Below are 15,961 nucleotides of genomic sequence, written 5' to 3' on the forward strand. Positions count from 1 at the left end.
TCATGTTCTGGCGCAAGCAGCGCGCCGCCATCGCGCGCTTCCATCCGCTGCATCAGGCGCTGATCCACCAGCGCGGGTTCACGGTGTCGCTGCGCCGCGACGACTGGGAACCGGTGATCCGGAGCCTCGCCGGGCACGCGGCGCAGGTGCGGCGCGCGAAGTGGCGGCCGCCGAGCCGGGCGGGCGCCGTGCTGGTGCCGCTGCTGCGGGTGCTCGCGGCCGACATGCGGCCGGACGGGGTGCTGTCGGTCGCGGCGGACCTGCGCGGGATGGAGGTCCCGGACAAGAACGGGACGCCGCACCCGATGCCCGTCCAGCACCCGGTCCTGTCGGCCGAGCAGTGGTGGGCGATGGACCCGTGGCTGCGGATGCGGGCCGAGCTGCGCGACGGCAGCGTCCTGGAGCTGGCGGTGACCGACCGGACGCGGCGGCGCCGGATCCGCAAGCGCAATCCGCGCGGAAAGATCAAGACGAAGGTGAAGTCGAAGACCGTGCACATGGTGAGCGTGACGCGGCGGCTGCCGAAGGACGCCGCGGTGCGGCGGCCGGGGTCGGCGCCGCCGGGATGGGTGCGGGTGCGGGTCAGGCCCGGCTCGCGGACGGTGATCCGGGCGAGCGGCAAGCTGCCCGGGGCGCCGACGGAGGAACGGCTGATGGAGGCGATCCTGCACGTGTCGACCGAGCCGTTCCGGTGGACGCCGCCCGGCACGACGGGCAGGGCGGCGCGATGACCCCCTGCGACGTGACCACGGGGTTCTTCGTGCTGGGACGCTGCGGCCGCCCGGCCGTCACGGGCTGCCCGCAGTGCGGGCGGCCGGTCTGCGGCGAGCACGCCGCACCGCAGGGCGGGCACTGCCCGGAATGCCTCGCCGCGCTGGGCCACGGCTCGCGCGACCCGCACGACCCGTCCTGGGTCGCCGGTTACCGGCGGCGCCACTACGAGCGCACCTCGGAGACCTACAACGACACGACCTGGTACTCGTCGTTCGACGCCTACGACCGCGGGGCGTTCGAGCCCGGGAGCGGCTACACCTACGACGAGGGCGATTTCGGCTCCGACGGAACCGGGTTCGTGGACAGCTGATGGCACATGTCCTGTGGATTACAGAGCACTACCCGCCGAGCCAGGGCGGTATGGCCCAGTCATGCGACCGCATCGTGCGGGGCCTGCGCGGCGCGGGAGTGGAGGTGGACGTCGCGCACCTGACCCGGCGCGACCGCCCCTGGAGCGTGACGCGCGAGAACGGGGGGCGGCTGCTGACCGCGCCGCTCGGCGACGACCCCGAGCACGCTCTGCGCCGCCTCTGGACGACCCTCACCGCCGAGCGGCTCACCGGCGGGACGTACTCGCACACGGTCGCGTTCGGCGGGACGTATCCGATGCTCGCCGCGCCCGTCCTGGCGCGGCTGCTGCGCGTCCCGCTGGTCACGCTGCTGCGCGGCAACGACATCGACATCGGTGTCTTCTCGCTCCGGCGGCGGGGCGTGCTGACCGACGCGCTGCGCTCCTCCGCGCACGTGTGCGTGGTCGCGCGCTCGCACGCGCCGCTGGTGACGGCGCTCGCCCCTGACGCGGCGGTGACGTTCGTGGCCAACAGCGTCGACACCGGCCAGTGGCGGATCCTGCCGTCCGAGCGGGAGCGGGCGCGCACGTGGCGGGCGGAGAACGTCACCGGCGGGCGGCGGACGGTCGGGCTCATCGGCCAGCTCAAGAACAAGAAGGGCGTCGGGTTCTTCCTGGACGCCCTCCTCGCGTCCGGGCACGCGGACGCGTTTCACCTGCTGCTCGTGGGCGAGGTCGAGGAGAGCGTGACCGCGCGCCTCGCCGAGCCGGACGGCGGCGTCGCGCACTCCTTCCTGCCGTTCCTGGAGCGCTACGACCTGCCGTCGGTGTACGCGAGCTGCGACCTGGCGGCCCTGCCGTCCTTCTATGACGGCATGCCGAACGTGGCGCTGGAGGCGGCGGCGCTCGGCGTCCCGCTGCTCGCCTCGGACGCGGGCGGCCTCGGCGACGTCGCCGACGACGAGATCGGGTTCACCTTTCCCGCGGGCGACGCGCACGGCTGCCGCGCCGCGATCGACCGGGCCGCCCGCGCGGACGCCGCGCGGCTGTCCGCGCTCGGCGCGGCGGGCGCCGAGCGGATCCGCCGCGACTTCACCCCGGCCGGGGAGACGGCCGGGTACCTCGCCGTCCTGGACGCCGTGGCGGGCACTGGGTCCAGCACGGGGCCCGGCGCGCCCGGATGATCGTCTTCTACGCGTGCGGGGACGGGCTGGGCCATCTGACGCGGCTCCGCGCCTACCTGCACACCCTCGGGGCGGGCGGCGGCGTTCCTCCCGGAGAGGCCGCCGTCATCACCGCCTCCCCGTTCGCGCGGGACCGCCGGGTCGTGGACGGCCTCCGCGTGATCGCGGCGTCCGACCCGGCGCGCGCCCTCGCCGCGCTGCGGCCCGACGAGGTGGTCGTCGACGCCTTCCCCGCCGGCCTCAAAGGGGAGCTGACCGTCCTCCCCGGGGACGCGCGGGTCACGCACCTGGCCCGCCTGCTGCGCTGGGACGCCTACCGGCCGCTGCTGCCCGCCGATCCGCCGCGCTTCGACCGGACGTTCGTCCTCGAACCGCTCGACCCGGCGCACGAGGCGCACCTGCGCGGCGTCTCCGCCGAGATCGGGCCGCTGACCCTCATCGATCCGCCGGCCGAGCCCCTCGACCTGGACGGCTGGATCATCGTGCACGGCGGCCCGGACGAGGAGATCCTCGAACTGGCCGGCTACGCGCGGGACATGGCCGCCCTGGAGGGCGCCGCCCCGCGCATGACCGTCGTGTCGCCCCGCAGGCCGGCCGGGCTGCCCGCCGGGTTCGCCCACCTGGACGCCTATCCGGCGTGCCCGCCGGGGCCGCGCGTCGAGCGGATCGTGACGGCGGCCGGGTTCAACGCCGTCCGCCAGTTCGCGCCCTGGCGGGACCGGCACCGGATGCTGCCGTTCCCGCGCACCCTCGACGACCAGTTCACCCGTGCCCGCCGCGCCCGGGAGCCGCGACCCGCGCGCGGCCGATCCCCGGCGCGCTGACGCGCGGGTCGGCGTGGACTCCGGTGACGGGACGGCGAATGACCGGACGGCGAAGAACGGGTCAGCGCGCACGGGTCGACGCGAACGATGGCGGGACGGTGGCGGGCACGGCGGGGCGGGCACGGCGGGCGCGGGCGGCGTCGGCGCGCTCGGGCCGATGGGGCACGGGCAGGGCTCAGCGGGCGCGGGCGCCCTCGCGCAGCCGGTTGGGGTCGATCTCGCGGGCCGGGCGGCGGCGCAGGTACTCGGTCTCAAGCTCGTTCATGCGGCGGGTGTGCTCCCCGTACGCCTGGGGGGCGGCGTGCCGCAGGGCGTCGAGCCTCGTGTCGTACAGGCTGGCCAGCTCGCGGAAGAGATCGTCGTCGGTGAGGACGCCCGGGTCGATTCCCATCGTCATCTGCGGTGCTCCCTCCGGCGCACGCCCGTGCACCCGTGCGCGGCGCCTCTGTGTCCTCTGCGGGCCCGTGTCTCCCGCGGGCCCGTGCCCGCGGGTCGGCCGAGTCGGTGCCGCCTCTCCTCTACCCGGTGTCCGCCGGGTGAACCGCCGTCCCGCGCCCGCCGGACCGAACATCGCAATGACTGACATACCGGGCATCAACGACGCCTCAGGCGCCCGCCGGGGAGTGACGGGCGCCTGAACATCGCGGGAACCCTGCGCCTCAGTCCTCGGGCGGATGGAAGACGGTGAGGGCGCCCGCGTGCTTGCCGAAGCGGACCGCGGCGGGCATCGAGGAGACCTCGCCGTCGCGGGCGAGCCGCAGTTCGCCGCCCGGCGACACCACCTCCAGCGCCCCCGCCCGCCACGCACGGTAACCGGGGGTGAGGCGCAGATGCCCGGCCAGGACCGCGGCGACGGCCCGGGTCCGCGGGACGCGCCGTCCCGTCGTGATCATCCGGATGTCGAGCCGCCCGTCGTCCAGGCGCTCCCGCCAGGTGGGCGCGGCGCCGTGCGAGCCGTAGACGCCGTTGCCGACGAACGCCAGCCAGACCCGGCGGCGGCGGCCGTCCACCACCGCCTCGACGGGCTCGGCGTGCCGCAGGGTCCGGACGGCGGCGACGGCCAGCGCGGGCCACTTGCCGATCCGCCGCTCCAGCCGTTCCCGCCGGTCGACGAGCTCGGTGTAGGCGCCGAAGCTGGCGGTGTTGAGGAAGAGCCGCTCCTCCTCGGGGCCCGCGGCGGCGCTCGCGGGCGTCACGTACGCCACGTCCGCGAGGCCGAGCCGCCCGCCCCGGTACGCGGCCACGGCCTGCGCGGGCGTCTCCATGCCGAGCGCGCGGGCGAAGTGGTCGAACGTCCCGCCGGGGACGACCAGCAGCGGAACGCCGTGCTTCAGCGCCGCGCGGGCGGCGGCGTTCACGGTGCCGTCGCCGCCGACGACGGCCAGCGCCCGCGCGCGCTCGGCGGCCTTGCCGAACGCCTTGTCGATGTCCTCATCGGGCTCCAGGCGGACGATCTCCGCGGCGGGCAGCTCCCGCCGGATCAGCCCGAGCGCCGCCTCCGCGTTGCCCGGCCGCAGCCCGCCCGGCACTTCGCCGCCGGTGCCCGACCCCGGGTTGACGACCGCGACGAGCCCGGCCCCGTCCTCACTGACCTGGACGTCCTCTCCCTCGGCCCGCGTCACGCGGGCCACCGGAGGGCGCGCCGGCCACACCATCCGCGTCCCGAGGCCGGCCAGCGTCCCGATCCCGAGCCCCGCCAGCACGTCCCCCGGGTAGTGGGCGCCGGTGTAGACGCGGGCGAACGCCACCGCCGCGGCGGCCACCGCGACCGGCGCCGCGAGAAGGGGCGGCGCCTCCAGCGCCACCCCCGTCGCGAACGCCGCGGCCGACGCCGAGTGCCCGGACGGGAACGCGTGCGAGGTCGGCAGCTTCCACCGGATCCGGATCGGCGGCACCAGGTCCACCACCGGGCGCTTGCGGCGGAACGCCTGCTTGCCGAGGATGTTCACGGCCGGGCTCGCCACCGCGATGGCCATCGACCCGCGCAGCGCGGCGCGCCGCAGCCGGGGCCGCCGGCTGACCGCCAGCGCGCCCGCCGTCCCGAACCACAGCACACCGTGGTCGGCGGACCGCGACAGCCGCGGCAGGACGTACTCAAGGCCCGGCAGCCGGGCCGCGGCGACCCGGTCGAACGCCCATCGGTCGGCCCGGCCGAGCCTGCGGAGCAGGCCGCTCGCGGGGGCGCGGGGACGGCGGCGGCGCGGGGGCGGCGGGGCCGCCGCGGCGCGGGCGTGCACGGGCAGTGACCGGTGACCCGGCGTCGGATGGTTGGCGCGCATGACCGGGGTATCCCCTAGGACGACGACATGATTCCGTAAAGATCTCAAATCGGGGGTCACATGCGGGCGAACGTCGCTCACACATCGTCGACTGCAATAGGCTTCGCGGCATGAGTCACCCGGAACGGCTCGGTTCCCAGGGTGGCGAGTCGGTCGGCACGATCGCGGAGCCTCCTCACGTGAACGAGACGCTGGCCGCCTACGCCGCACGGTATGGGCTGAAGCAGAGCGCGGCGCGCCCCCCGCTGCGCAAGTACATCCAGAATGTGTGGGCTCGACGTAACTTCATCTGGGCGTTCGCGTCGGCCAAGAACATCTCGATGTACACCGAATCGCGACTGGGTCAGGTGTGGCAGCTGCTCACACCGATCCTGAACGTTTCGGTCTACTACCTGATCTTCGGTGTCCTGCTGGGCACCAGCCGCGGCGTCCCCGACTTCATCCCGTTCCTTGTGACGGGTGTCTTCATGTTCGGGTTCACGCAGCGGTCGATCACCTCGGGCTCCAAGTCCGTCGGCGACAACCTCTCGCTGATCCGGGCGCTGCACTTCCCGAGGGCCACGCTGCCGCTGGCGATCGCCGTCGTCGAGTTCCAGCAGCTGCTGCTGTCGCTGGTGGTGCTGCTGGCCATCGTGTTCGCGTGGGGTGAGCCGATCACCTTCCACATGCTGCTGTTCGTCCCGGTGCTGGCCCTGCAGCTGCTGTTCAACGTCGGCGCGAGCCTGGTGATGGCCCGGCTCGGCGCGTTCAACCGCGACATCACCCAGCTGCTTCCGTTCATCATGCGGACGTGGCTCTACATGTCCGGCGTCATCTTCAGCCTGCCGCAGCTGATCAACCACAAGGCCGCGCTGAAGGACAACCCCTGGCTCTCCGGCCTGCTGGAGGCCAACCCCGCCTACATCTACGTGGAGCTGAGCAGGCACACGCTGCTCGGCGAGTACCGGGGCTATGTCCACAAGATGGGCATGCACTCCACCACGCAGTTGTGGGCCTACGCGTTGGCCTGGGCCGCGGTCGCGCTGATCGGCGGCTTCTGGTTCTTCTACCGAGCCGAGGAGCGATACGGCCGTGGCTGACACCAAGGTCCGAGGGACCCTCCAGATCGACCCGCACCGCGAGCCCATCGTCGTGGTGGACGACCTCCACATCATCTACCGCGTGTTCGGCGCGGGCGGGAAGGGCAACGCCGCCAGCGCGTTCTCCCGCGTCCTGCGCCGCGAGAGCCGCCCCTCCATGAAGGAGGTGCACGCGATCAAGGGCCTGTCCTTCGTCGTGTACCGCGGCGAGGCGGTCGGGATCATCGGCACCAACGGGTCCGGCAAGTCGACGCTGCTGAAGGCGATCGCCGGGCTCCTCCCGCCGCACAGCGGCGGCGTCTTCACCGACGGCCAGCCGTCCCTGCTCGGCGTCAACGCCGCGCTGATGAAGGACCTCACCGGCGAGCGCAACATCGTCCTCGGCTGCCTGGCCATGGGCATGACGCCCCAGGAGACCCGCGCCAAGTACAAGGAGATCGTCGACTTCGCCGGTCTCAAGGAGGGGTTCATCCAGTACCCCATGCGGACGTACTCGTCCGGCATGGGCGCCCGGCTCCGGTTCGCCATCGCCGCGGCCAAGACCCACGACGTGCTGCTGATCGACGAGGCGCTCGCCACCGGTGACGCCAAGTTCAAGGTCAAGAGCAAGCGGCGGATCGAGGAGCTGCGCCGCGAGGCCGGCGCGGTGTTCCTGGTCGCCCACCAGCTCGACGTCGTCAAGGAGACCTGCGACCGCGTCATCTGGATCGACGAGGGCCGCATGCACATGGACGGCGACCCCGCCGAGGTCATCCCCGCCTACATCGAGGCCACCGGCAAGTAACCCCCGTCACGCGGCGGCACCGCCGGCACGGCGTCCTCGTCCCCCCCATCCTGATAAAGATGGGGGGGACGAGCTTTTACTGACGAGGAGACCGCCATGCCCGGCAAGCCGCCGCTCCCGCACGAGCACCTGCCCGAAGTCCCGTCGTTCACCCTCACCAGCGACGACGTGACCGACGGCGAGCGCCTGGCGGACCGGCACGTGTTCGACGACTGGGGCCTGGGCGGCGGGAACGAGTCGCCGCACCTGCGCTGGTCGGGGTTCCCCGAGGGGACCAAGGGCTTCGCGGTGACCTGCTACGACCCCGACGCGCCGACCGGCAGCGGCTTCTGGCACTGGGCGCTGGTCGACCTGCCCGCCACCGTCACCGAACTGCCGACCGGGGCCGGCGCCGCGGACCCCGCGGACGGGTTCCACGTCCGCAACGACTACGGCACCAAGGCGTACGGGGGCGCGGCCCCGCCGCCCGGCGACCCCCACCGCTACGTCTTCACCGTTCACGCCCTGGACGTCGAGACCCTCGGCATCGACTCCACCGTCTCCCCCGCCGTGGCCGGTTTCAACATCACCGCCCACACCCTCGCCCGCGCCTCGATCGTCCCCGAGTACGGCGTCTGACCCGCCGCCCGCCCGGCGGACCGCCGGGCGGGTGACGGCGCGGCTCACCCGGCGGCGGCCAGAAGGTCGCCGAGGGGCGTGCGCCGGTAGAGGACGGCGCGGCCGTCCCGCCCGCGGGTGACCAGCCCCGCCGCGCGCAGCACCGCGAGATGGCCGCCGACGCCGCCGAGGCTGACCCGCAGGCGGGCCGAGAGCCGGCTGGTCGTCGCGGGTTCGGCGAGGGCGCGCAGCACGTCCGCGCGGGTCCGGCCGAGCAGATGCCCCAGAGCGTCCGGCGCGGCCGCCCCGCCGGCCGCGGCCCGGCCCTCCCACAGGACGGACACGCCCCGGGCGCGGTACATCAGCGTGAACGGCGGGCCCTGCTCCAGCTGCCCGCCGAGCTCGGAGAACACCGTGGGCACCAGGACGAGGCCGGTGCCGTCCAGCCGGCAGTCGCGCGGCTCCCCGCCGATGTCCGCCTCGATCACCCCGTCGCGCCAGCGCACCCGGCGGGACAGGCCGTCCAGCGCCTCCGCCCAGCCGTAGGCGGCCAGGCGGCCGGCGCGGTGGACGATGTCCTGCTCCAGGATCGACCGGACCAGCGGCCAGTCCCGCTCCAGCAGCGCCCGCCACGCCACCTCCAGGCCCGCGGCCAGCCGCTCCACCACGTCCGGGGCCGCGAGGACGTCGCGCACGGCGGGCTCCGGCTCCGGCAGCCCGTCCAGGTTGCGGGCGATCTCCCACCGCGCCCGGTCCGGCGGCGTCGCGCGCATGACCGCCAGCTGCGCGGCGACCGTCAGGTTCGGCCGTACGGGCGGCGGCTGGACGAAGTCGGCCATGTAGGCGTGGCGGCGGCGCAGGAACGCCAGCGCCCGGACGGCCGGGTCGCCCGCCGCCTCCCGGTAGGCGGGCCGCATCCGCTCCACCCAGGGGCGCAGCGGCCCCGCCGGGGCGCGGCCGGCCACCAGGCCGAGCGCGGTGAGCGTCTCCAGCAGCGGCGCGACGCCGAAGCGGCTGGCCGCGAGGTCCTGCGGGCCGATCACTATCCGGTACATGTTTCGCTCCTCACCGAAACGTTATCCCGGGCCGGGACCGCGACCGGAGGATCACCCCATGACCGCTCCCCCTCGGACGCCCGCCCGCTACCGCGCCGCCTTCGGCGTCGCGGAGTTCCGCGTCCTGTTCACGCTGTTCACCCTCCAGGTGACGGGCGACTCGGCCCGCGCGGTCGCGCTGTCCGTGCTGACCTTCGAGCGGACCGGATCAGCCCTGGCCGCCGCGCTGGTCTTCGCCGCGAGCATGCTCCCCTACGTCGTGGGCGGCATGTTCCTGCTGTCGCTCGCCGACCGCGTTCCCGCCCGCGTGCTGCTGACCGGCCAGCATTTCCTGCGCTTCGCCGTCACCGCCGTCCTGGCGACCGGTGCGACACCGCTCCCGGTGACGATCGCGCTGCTGACGCTGACCGGCCTCTTCGCCCCGGTCGGGTCGGCGGCGGTGCAGGCGCGTCTTCCCCGGCTGCTCCCCGGCGACGCGTACGTGCTCGGGCGGTCGCTGTTCATGATGGCGGCGGCGGGCGCGCAGATCGTGGGCCAGGCCGCAGGCGGCCTGCTGCTGCCGGTGCTCGGCGCGGCGGGGACGTTGTGGCTGTGCACGGCGGGCGCGGCCCTGGCGGTCGTCGTCGCCCTGCGGCTCCCGGGCGGCGGCGGCGAGCCGTCGCAGCCGTCCCGGGGGACGGCGCGCGAGACCTGGCGGGTCAACGGGGTGCTCCTGCGTGATCCCGTCACGCGCGGTCTCCTGCTCGCCGGGTGGCTGCCCATCTCGCTGTCGGCCGGCGCGGAGGGCGTGGTGGTGCCCTACGCGGCCGATCTCGGCCGGCCGGGCGCCGCGGGGCAGCTCCTCGCCGCGGGCGCCGCCGGGATGTTCGCGGGCAACTTCGTCGTGGGCCGCTGGGTGCCCGCCCCGCTCCGCGACCGGCTCACGCTCCCGCTGGCGCTGCTGACCGGCGCGCCCCTCCTGCTCTTCGCCCTCGCTCCCGGGCTCGTCCTGGCCTGCGTCGTGCTGGCCTGTGCCACGGCCGGGCTGAGCTATGAGCTGACCGTCCAGCATCGCCTGGTGGAGGCGGCTCCGGAGGCCGTCCGCGGCCAGGCCCTCGGCCTGGCGGGCACCGGCGTCATGACGGGGCAGGCCGCCGCGATCAGCGCGGCGGGCGCGCTCGGGGAGATCGTCTCTCCGCCCCGCCTCATGGCCCTGTGCGGCGCCGCGGCGGTGGCGGTGTGCCTCGGCCTCACCCGGTCCCTGCATCGGCCGTCGTAGGCCGGTGCTGGATCGCCGGGTCCCCGGCCCCGGGGCGCTTCACCGGTTCGGGGCGGCGGAGGCTTGAGTGTGGCGTGTTCGCCGGAGGGCGGCGAACACGCCACGCGGGTCACCGCTCGTAGGGGAAGCGGTCGGTGAAGGCCGGCTTCAGATCGTCCAGCCACACCGCGTTGGGGTCGTACTTGGCGAAGAAGGGCTTGCCGACCAGGTCCGAGTCGCGGCACTGGATGAAGTGCAGCGCGAACACCTTCTCGCCGAACAGCTCGACGACGCCGTCCACGCAGACCTTGCCCGGAGTGGCCGACATCGAGGGCCCGCGGACGGTGCGGGCGAGACCGGAGACGTTCTTGTAGGCGTCCCGGAAGATCTCGTAGGCCCGTTCGAGGGAGACGGCGAAGTAGTCCTGGGGCCCCGTGTCGCGCTCGACGAACATGTAATACGGGACGAGGCCCATGCGGGTCTGCGTCCGCCACATGGTCTCCCAGGCGGCGGGATCGTCGTTGATGGTGCGGATCAGCGGCGCCTGGGTGCGGATGATCGCCCCGGTGTCGCGGATGCGGCGGCACGCCTCGGCGACCATGAGGGGTTCCAGCTCGCGCGGATGCGTGAAGTGGGCCATGAAGGCCAGGTTCTTGCCCGACTCGACGACCTGCTCGAAGAGCCGGAGCATGTCGTCGGCGTCGGGGTCGGTGACGAACTTCTGCGGCCAGTACGCCAGGGACTTGGTGCCGATGCGGATCGACTCCAGCTGCTCCAGGTCCAGCAGCGGCTCGATGTAGCGGCGCAGCACCGGCTCGCCCATGATCATCGCGTCGCCGCCGGTGAACAGGACGCTGGTCACCTCGGGGTGCGAGACGATGTAGTCGCGCAGGGCGGTGACGTCGTCGCCCGCCATCTTCAGGTCGGGCTCGCCGACGAACTGGGCCCAGCGGAAGCAGTAAGTACAGTACGCGTGGCACGTCTGTCCCTGTTTGGGGAAGTACAGAACGGTCTCGTCGTATTTGTGCTGCATGCCGGGTATCTTGCCGTCGCCGAAGCTCGGGATGTTGAGCTCCATCTGACCCGCCGGGTGCGGGTTCAGCTTCATCCGGACGGCATGGGCGGCGGCCTCGACCTCGGCCTTGGGTGCCTCGCGGCGGAGCAGGTCGGACAGGTGCGCGACGTCGTCGGCGGGGAGCATGTCCTCCTGCGGGAAGACCAGCCGGTAGATCGGGTCGTCCGGAGCGGCCGACCAGTCGATGAGCTCCTCGATGACGTACGCGTTGGTACGGAAGGGCAGGACCGTAGCCACGGCCCGGGTCGCGAGCTGCTGTGCCGGCGACAGCCCGGCGCGAGCGGTGAGCTCGTCCAGGTGCTTCGCCGTGAAGGCGCGGAAATTGCGACCTGTGGATCGCACTGCGGGAGCCGCGTCGTTCACCAGTGTCACGTGTTGGTACTCCTTGGAGTCAGCGGGGGAGACACTCCCCGGGGCACTTCGTCACGGACCGTGATCAGAAAGCCTCGGAGCACCCCCATTGAACCGTTACGGGCAGATTCATGCCGAATTGATACCCCCTACAGAGTACGAAGAAGCAGGTCAAGGCCGATCCAGACAAATCGCCAAAACATCATCGTGGACCGTCCGCCGCTTGTACAACGACTACGGGACGTCAACCGCTCCCGCCGCCGGGGACGGGCTCGCCGAAAGAGGCCCCAGGTCACGGGCGGGCGGTGGGGTCGTCGATACTGGAGGGGGCGGCGCGGCCAGGCGGCGGAGGGGGCTTGGTGAACTCGGACGAGGCGAAGGGCGGGCCGGGGACGCTGCCCGCCCACGTGATCGCGCTGGCCGTCGTCGCCGGGATCTCCTACGGAACGTTCCTGCTGGAGAATTGGCTCAGCCCTGAACTGGACGTGGTCAACGGCTACGTCAGCGAGCTGTCGGCGATCGACCAGCCCTACCACCTGGTCTACAGCGGCGGCGACCTGGTCACCGGCGTCCTGACGATCATCGTGGCGGCGCAGGCCCTGGGCCGGCTGGCGCGGCGGCCGCTGGCGACGGCCGGCTGGGCGTTCCTCGGCCTGTTCGGGCTGTGCGCGATCGGCGACGCCCTCTTCCCGCTGGACTGCGCGCCCAGCCTGGAGACCTGGTGCGCGCTCCGGGAGCGCTCCGAGAGCGTCTCGTTCTCCCACGAGTTCCATTCGGTGACCAGCGGCGCGGTGATCTTCTGTGGCGTGGTCTCGCTGTTCACCCTGTCGATGGCCGCCCGCCGGTACGGCTGGTGGCCCGCGCTGGCCCGCTGGGGATGGCCGCTCGCGCTCGCCGAGTCGGTCTTCGCGCTGAGCACCCTGCTGGCGATGCTCCTCGGCCGCTGGCTCGGGATCATCCAGCGCGTCCAGATCGGCATCCTGTGCCTGGGCCTGCTGACCATCGCCTGGGCGTTGTACGCCGACCGGCGGGAGGTGCGCCGCGCCGAGCGGGGCGTCCCGCTCCCACGAGAGAAGAGCCCCCTATGACCGAGATCGTGCCCCCTGCCGAAGACGCCGCCGAAGACGCCGCCGAGGACCCCGCGAACGCCGGAGCGGCCCTGGACGCCGGATCCGGGAGCCCCGCGAGCGCCCCCGCGGGCCTCCCCGCCGTGGACACCGCCGGTGACGCCGCCGCGCGGCCGGGCGGTGAGCTGGTCAACGTCGGCCGAGAACAGGTGCACGTCGTGACGAGCGGCCCGGCGGACGGGCCGCCGCTGCTGCTGAGCTCCGGGCTCGGCGGGGCCTGGTTCGACTGGCGGCCGAGCGCGGCGCTGCTGGAGGACGCGCACCGGGTGATCGCCTTCGACCGGCCGGGGCTCGGGCTGAGCCCCGCCGCCCACGCCGCGCCCACGCTGCGCCGCGAGGTGGACGTGCTCGCGGCGCTGGCCGCGCGGGCCGGGGGGCCGGTGGTCGTGCTCGCGCACTCGATGGCCGCCTTCCACGCCGAGGCGCTCGCCCGGCTGCGCCCCGGGCTCGTCCGTGGGCTGGTGCTGGTCGACCCGAGCTACGAGCGGAACCCGCGCGTCGCCCTCCGGTACGCGGCGGCGCTGACGCCGGCGGCGACGGCGACGGGCGCGGTCCTCGGCGCGACGCGCCTGGCGCGGGTCGTGGGGCCGCTCGGCCGGCGGCTGGTCCTGAAGCACACCAGCCGGCGGGACGACCCGGCCTCCGGCGGCGTCGTCCGGTCGGTGTACGGGCGCGGGACGGTGCTCGGGACCGCCCTGGCGGAGAACCTGGCCTACCCCGAGATGGCGCTGGACCTGGCGCGGCTGCGCGAGCGGTGCCCGTTCCCCGCCGTCCCGCTGGTGGTCCTCACCGCGCTCGGCGACGTGAAGGAGCCCGCCGAGGCGCGCAAGTGGGCCGCCGGGCATGCCCGGCTGGCCGCGATGAGCCCGCTCGGGAGCCAGATAGAGCTGGCGGACGCGCTCCACATGGTGCACCTGGACCGCCCGGACGCGGTCGCGGACGCGGTCGCCGCGGTGCTCGCCCACCCGGGCGGGAACGCCGCCGGGGCGGTGGAGACCGCATGACCGGACGCGCATGATCGGAGGCCGCGTGATCGGACGGCAGGTGATCGGACGGCGGGCGGGCCGGGTGCCCGCCGCCGTGGCGGCGGGGCTGCTCGTGCTGACCCTGCCCGGCTGCAAGCTCATGCGCCGGATCTCCGACGGCTCGTTCAACAACGCGGTCACCGACGGGACGGTGCTGGAACTGAAGAACCGCGGCGTCCGCCTGGAGAAGCGGCCCTCCTGCAAGACGCCGGACTCCGGGTCCGCGTCCGTCGTCCACGTGCGCTGCACGGCCCGCACCCTGGCGGGCGAACCCGTGGCCGTGAGGGGCGTCGCCACCGCCGCCAACACCGACCACCCCCGGGAGAGCTACGTGATCACGGTCGGCCGGCGCGTGGTGCTGCGCCAGAACTGCCTCGGCCTCGGCTGCCACTGACCCCCGGAAAGCAACATCTCCCCATGGACGGGGAAAACCACCACCACGCCATGCATACACCCCTGTACGGTCGGTGACGTACTTGGTGTGGAGATATCCGGTGTGGAGTTGAATCGTACGAAAGCCCTGGTCATGGGCTCCGCCGCGCTCCTCGTCGCGCTGGCGGGCATCGCCTACCTGGTGCTCGCGGGCGGCGACGAGCTGCGCTACAAGACACAGTCGGCGTTGCGCAAGTCGCTCGCGGTGACCGCCGCCGCCGAGCTCCAGGCCCGGGGCCTGAAGCTGAGCGCGCCGCTCAAGTGCGCGGACCTGCCCGGCTGGACGAAGCAGAAGCTGCGCGCGTCCTGCACGGGCACGACCACCGACAAGCGGGACGTCCGGGTGCTCGGCAGCGGCGAGCGCAAGACGCACAAGACCTACTACACGATCCTCGTGGGCGGCCATCCGGTCGTGGAGAACGTGCTCTGCCTGGGCGCCGACTGCCGCCGCGACAAGGGCTGAACCGGGGGGCGGGCCCGGGGTGAGGATCGCCACTCCGGGCGGGCGTTGCGAGGGCCGGTGAGGGAAGGTCCTACGATGCGATGAGCTGCGTTTCTGCGGCCCGAAGCATCGTTCACCCTCCTGGAGCGGCCATGACCGGCAAAGGCGAGCCGGCGCGTCCGGCACCGGCCCGCCGCCCGGACGCCGGCGGTCCGGCGGTGGTCCACCCACTGCCGATCGCGGTCGACACGATGGGCGGCGACAACGCCCCCGGAGAGATCATCGCGGGGGCGGTCGAGGCCGTCCGGTCGCACGGCGTCCGGGTGGTGCTGGTCGGGCAGGCGCCGCGGATCCGCCGCGAGCTGGACCGCTACGGCGGCATCGGCCAGATCCCCGTCGTGCACGCCGACGAGGCCCTCGACATGGGCGAGGGCGCCCTGGCCAGCCGGCGCAAGCCGCGCTCGTCCATCGCGATCGCCTGCCACCTGATCAAGCAGGGCCGCGCGTCGGCGCTGGTGTCGGCGGGCAGCACCGCCGGGGTGGTGGCCACGTCCCGGTTGCGGCTGAAGGGCCAGCAGGGCGTGCTGCGGCCGGCGATCGCGGTGACGCTGCCGACCAGCCCGCGCCCGACGATCCTGCTCGACGCGGGCGCCACCGTGGACGTCAAGCCGGAGGGGCTGGTCCAGTTCGCCGCGCTCGGCACGGCCTACGCGCGGATCGTCCTCGGCATGGAGCGGCCCAGGGTGGGGCTGCTCACCATCGGCGCCGAGCCCGACAAGGGCGACAAGGCCACCCGCCGCGCGCACGAGCTGCTCACCGGCGGCAACCACGGGCTGGAGTTCGCCGGGAACGTGGAGGGCCACGACCTGCTGCGCGGCGAGGTCGAGGTGATCGTGACCGACGGGTTCACCGGGAACGTCGCGCTGAAGACGATGGAGGGCACCATCCGCACGGCGTTCGAGGAGATCCGCGCCGCGATGACCGCCACCCCGGCCGCGCGGATGGGCGCGCTGCTCCAGCGCCGCCGCCTCCAGGAGCTGCGCGACCGGCTCGACCCCGACACCTACGGCGGCGGCGTGCTGCTCGGCCTGAACGGGACGGTCGTGATCGCGCACGGCGCGTCCGAGGCGCGCGCGATCACCTCGGCGTGCGAGCTGGCGCACCGGCTCGCCGCCGGGCGCATCGTCGAGCGGATCCGGGAGCAGGTCGCCGCCACCCGCACGTCCCGCTTCGGCCGCTGGACGCACGGCGAACGCGAGCAGGCCCCCGACAGGCCGGACAGGAACGGCGGCGAGAGGGCGGAGCGGACCGGCGGCGACCCGGCCCCGCACGACCCGTCCCCCGCCGACACCACCGTCCCCGACCTCCCGGACCCTCCCGGCGCGACCTGAGCGGGCGGCGCCTCCC

Annotated in this window: 17 protein-coding genes; 13 read left to right on the forward strand and 4 right to left on the reverse strand. The window is 73.9% G+C overall.

The genetic code is table 11. The annotated features are described in order from the left end of the window. The first annotated feature begins 2 nt into the window (after positions 1–2). Genes E1291_RS08020 through E1291_RS08035 form a run of 4 tightly spaced genes read left to right on the forward strand, consistent with a single transcriptional unit; the run spans position 3 to position 3,071 of the window. Entirely contained in the window at positions 3–731 is a 729-nt protein-coding gene (locus tag E1291_RS08020) for a hypothetical protein (RefSeq protein WP_131737097.1), read from the forward strand. Further along, positions 728–1,084 carry a hypothetical protein gene (locus E1291_RS08025; RefSeq protein ID WP_131737098.1) on the forward strand — a complete coding sequence of 119 codons (357 nt, stop codon included), beginning with the start codon at positions 728–730 and terminating at the stop codon, positions 1,082–1,084. The genes E1291_RS08020 and E1291_RS08025 overlap by 4 nt, the downstream gene beginning before the upstream one ends. Continuing rightward, positions 1,084–2,247, forward strand: a complete 1,164-nt coding sequence (locus E1291_RS08030; RefSeq protein ID WP_131737099.1) for a glycosyltransferase family 4 protein — start codon at positions 1,084–1,086, stop codon at positions 2,245–2,247. The genes E1291_RS08025 and E1291_RS08030 overlap by 1 nt, the downstream gene beginning before the upstream one ends. Next, positions 2,244–3,071, forward strand: coding sequence for a hypothetical protein (locus tag E1291_RS08035; protein WP_131737100.1), 828 nt, complete (start codon positions 2,244–2,246; stop codon positions 3,069–3,071). The genes E1291_RS08030 and E1291_RS08035 overlap by 4 nt, the downstream gene beginning before the upstream one ends. 175 nt (positions 3,072–3,246) lie before the next feature. On the opposite strand, the gene E1291_RS08040 is transcribed toward E1291_RS08035, so the two are convergent. Together E1291_RS08040 and E1291_RS08045 are read right to left on the reverse strand one after the other, a co-directional pair. Then, on the reverse strand, positions 3,247–3,468 hold the full coding sequence (locus tag E1291_RS08040; protein WP_131737101.1) for a DUF6158 family protein: 222 nt from the start codon (positions 3,466–3,468) through the stop codon (positions 3,247–3,249). A gap of 262 nt (positions 3,469–3,730) precedes the next feature. Continuing rightward, positions 3,731–5,350 (reverse strand): bifunctional phosphatase PAP2/diacylglycerol kinase family protein, encoded by a 1,620-nt coding sequence (locus E1291_RS08045; protein ID WP_207400625.1) that lies wholly within the window; start codon positions 5,348–5,350, stop codon positions 3,731–3,733. 110 nt (positions 5,351–5,460) lie between these two features. Between E1291_RS08045 and E1291_RS08050 the strand changes: the two genes are divergently transcribed. From E1291_RS08050 to E1291_RS08060, 3 genes are all read left to right on the forward strand, one after another. Beyond that, on the forward strand, positions 5,461–6,429 hold the full coding sequence (locus E1291_RS08050; RefSeq protein ID WP_131737102.1) for an ABC transporter permease: 969 nt from the start codon (positions 5,461–5,463) through the stop codon (positions 6,427–6,429). After that, on the forward strand, positions 6,422–7,213 hold the full coding sequence (locus tag E1291_RS08055) for an ABC transporter ATP-binding protein (RefSeq protein ID WP_242614014.1): 792 nt from the start codon (positions 6,422–6,424) through the stop codon (positions 7,211–7,213). Before E1291_RS08050 ends, E1291_RS08055 begins: the two co-directional genes overlap by 8 nt. Before the next feature lie 96 nt (positions 7,214–7,309). Next, positions 7,310–7,831, forward strand: coding sequence for a YbhB/YbcL family Raf kinase inhibitor-like protein (locus tag E1291_RS08060; protein WP_131737103.1), 522 nt, complete (start codon positions 7,310–7,312; stop codon positions 7,829–7,831). A 44-nt stretch (positions 7,832–7,875) separates the two neighbouring features. Here the strand turns inward: E1291_RS08060 and E1291_RS08065 are convergent, their stop codons facing one another. Further along, a complete protein-coding gene (locus E1291_RS08065) occupies positions 7,876–8,865 on the reverse strand; it encodes a winged helix-turn-helix domain-containing protein (RefSeq protein ID WP_131737104.1) in 990 nt (329 codons plus the stop codon). A 58-nt stretch (positions 8,866–8,923) separates the two neighbouring features. Here E1291_RS08065 and E1291_RS08070 point away from each other — a divergent pair, with 58 nt between their 5' ends. Beyond that, entirely contained in the window at positions 8,924–10,123 is a 1,200-nt protein-coding gene (locus E1291_RS08070; protein WP_131737105.1) for an MFS transporter, read from the forward strand. 109 nt (positions 10,124–10,232) lie between these two features. Here E1291_RS08070 and E1291_RS08075 read toward each other — a convergent pair whose 3' ends face one another. Further along, positions 10,233–11,549: a KamA family radical SAM protein gene (locus tag E1291_RS08075; protein ID WP_131737106.1), complete on the reverse strand. Its 1,317-nt coding sequence runs from the start codon at positions 11,547–11,549 to the stop codon at positions 10,233–10,235. 338 nt (positions 11,550–11,887) lie between these two features. Between E1291_RS08075 and E1291_RS08080 the strand changes: the two genes are divergently transcribed. From E1291_RS08080 to plsX, 5 genes are all read left to right on the forward strand, one after another. Next, entirely contained in the window at positions 11,888–12,616 is a 729-nt protein-coding gene (locus E1291_RS08080; protein WP_131737107.1) for a DUF998 domain-containing protein, read from the forward strand. Next, on the forward strand, positions 12,613–13,659 hold the full coding sequence (locus E1291_RS08085) for an alpha/beta fold hydrolase (protein ID WP_131737108.1): 1,047 nt from the start codon (positions 12,613–12,615) through the stop codon (positions 13,657–13,659). Before E1291_RS08080 ends, E1291_RS08085 begins: the two co-directional genes overlap by 4 nt. A gap of 25 nt (positions 13,660–13,684) precedes the next feature. Next, entirely contained in the window at positions 13,685–14,074 is a 390-nt protein-coding gene (locus E1291_RS08090; RefSeq protein WP_242614015.1) for a hypothetical protein, read from the forward strand. Between the two features lie 108 nt (positions 14,075–14,182). Beyond that, a complete protein-coding gene (locus tag E1291_RS08095) occupies positions 14,183–14,575 on the forward strand; it encodes a hypothetical protein (protein ID WP_131737109.1) in 393 nt (130 codons plus the stop codon). Positions 14,576–14,706: 131 nt separating this feature from the next. Further along, positions 14,707–15,945, forward strand: a complete 1,239-nt coding sequence (gene plsX, locus E1291_RS08100; protein WP_131737110.1) for a phosphate acyltransferase PlsX — start codon at positions 14,707–14,709, stop codon at positions 15,943–15,945. Positions 15,946–15,961 lie beyond the last annotated feature (16 nt).

It is taken from the genome of Actinomadura roseirufa (genome assembly GCF_900659635.1).
Taxonomy (GTDB): Bacteria; Actinomycetota; Actinomycetes; order Streptosporangiales; family Streptosporangiaceae; genus Spirillospora; species Spirillospora roseirufa.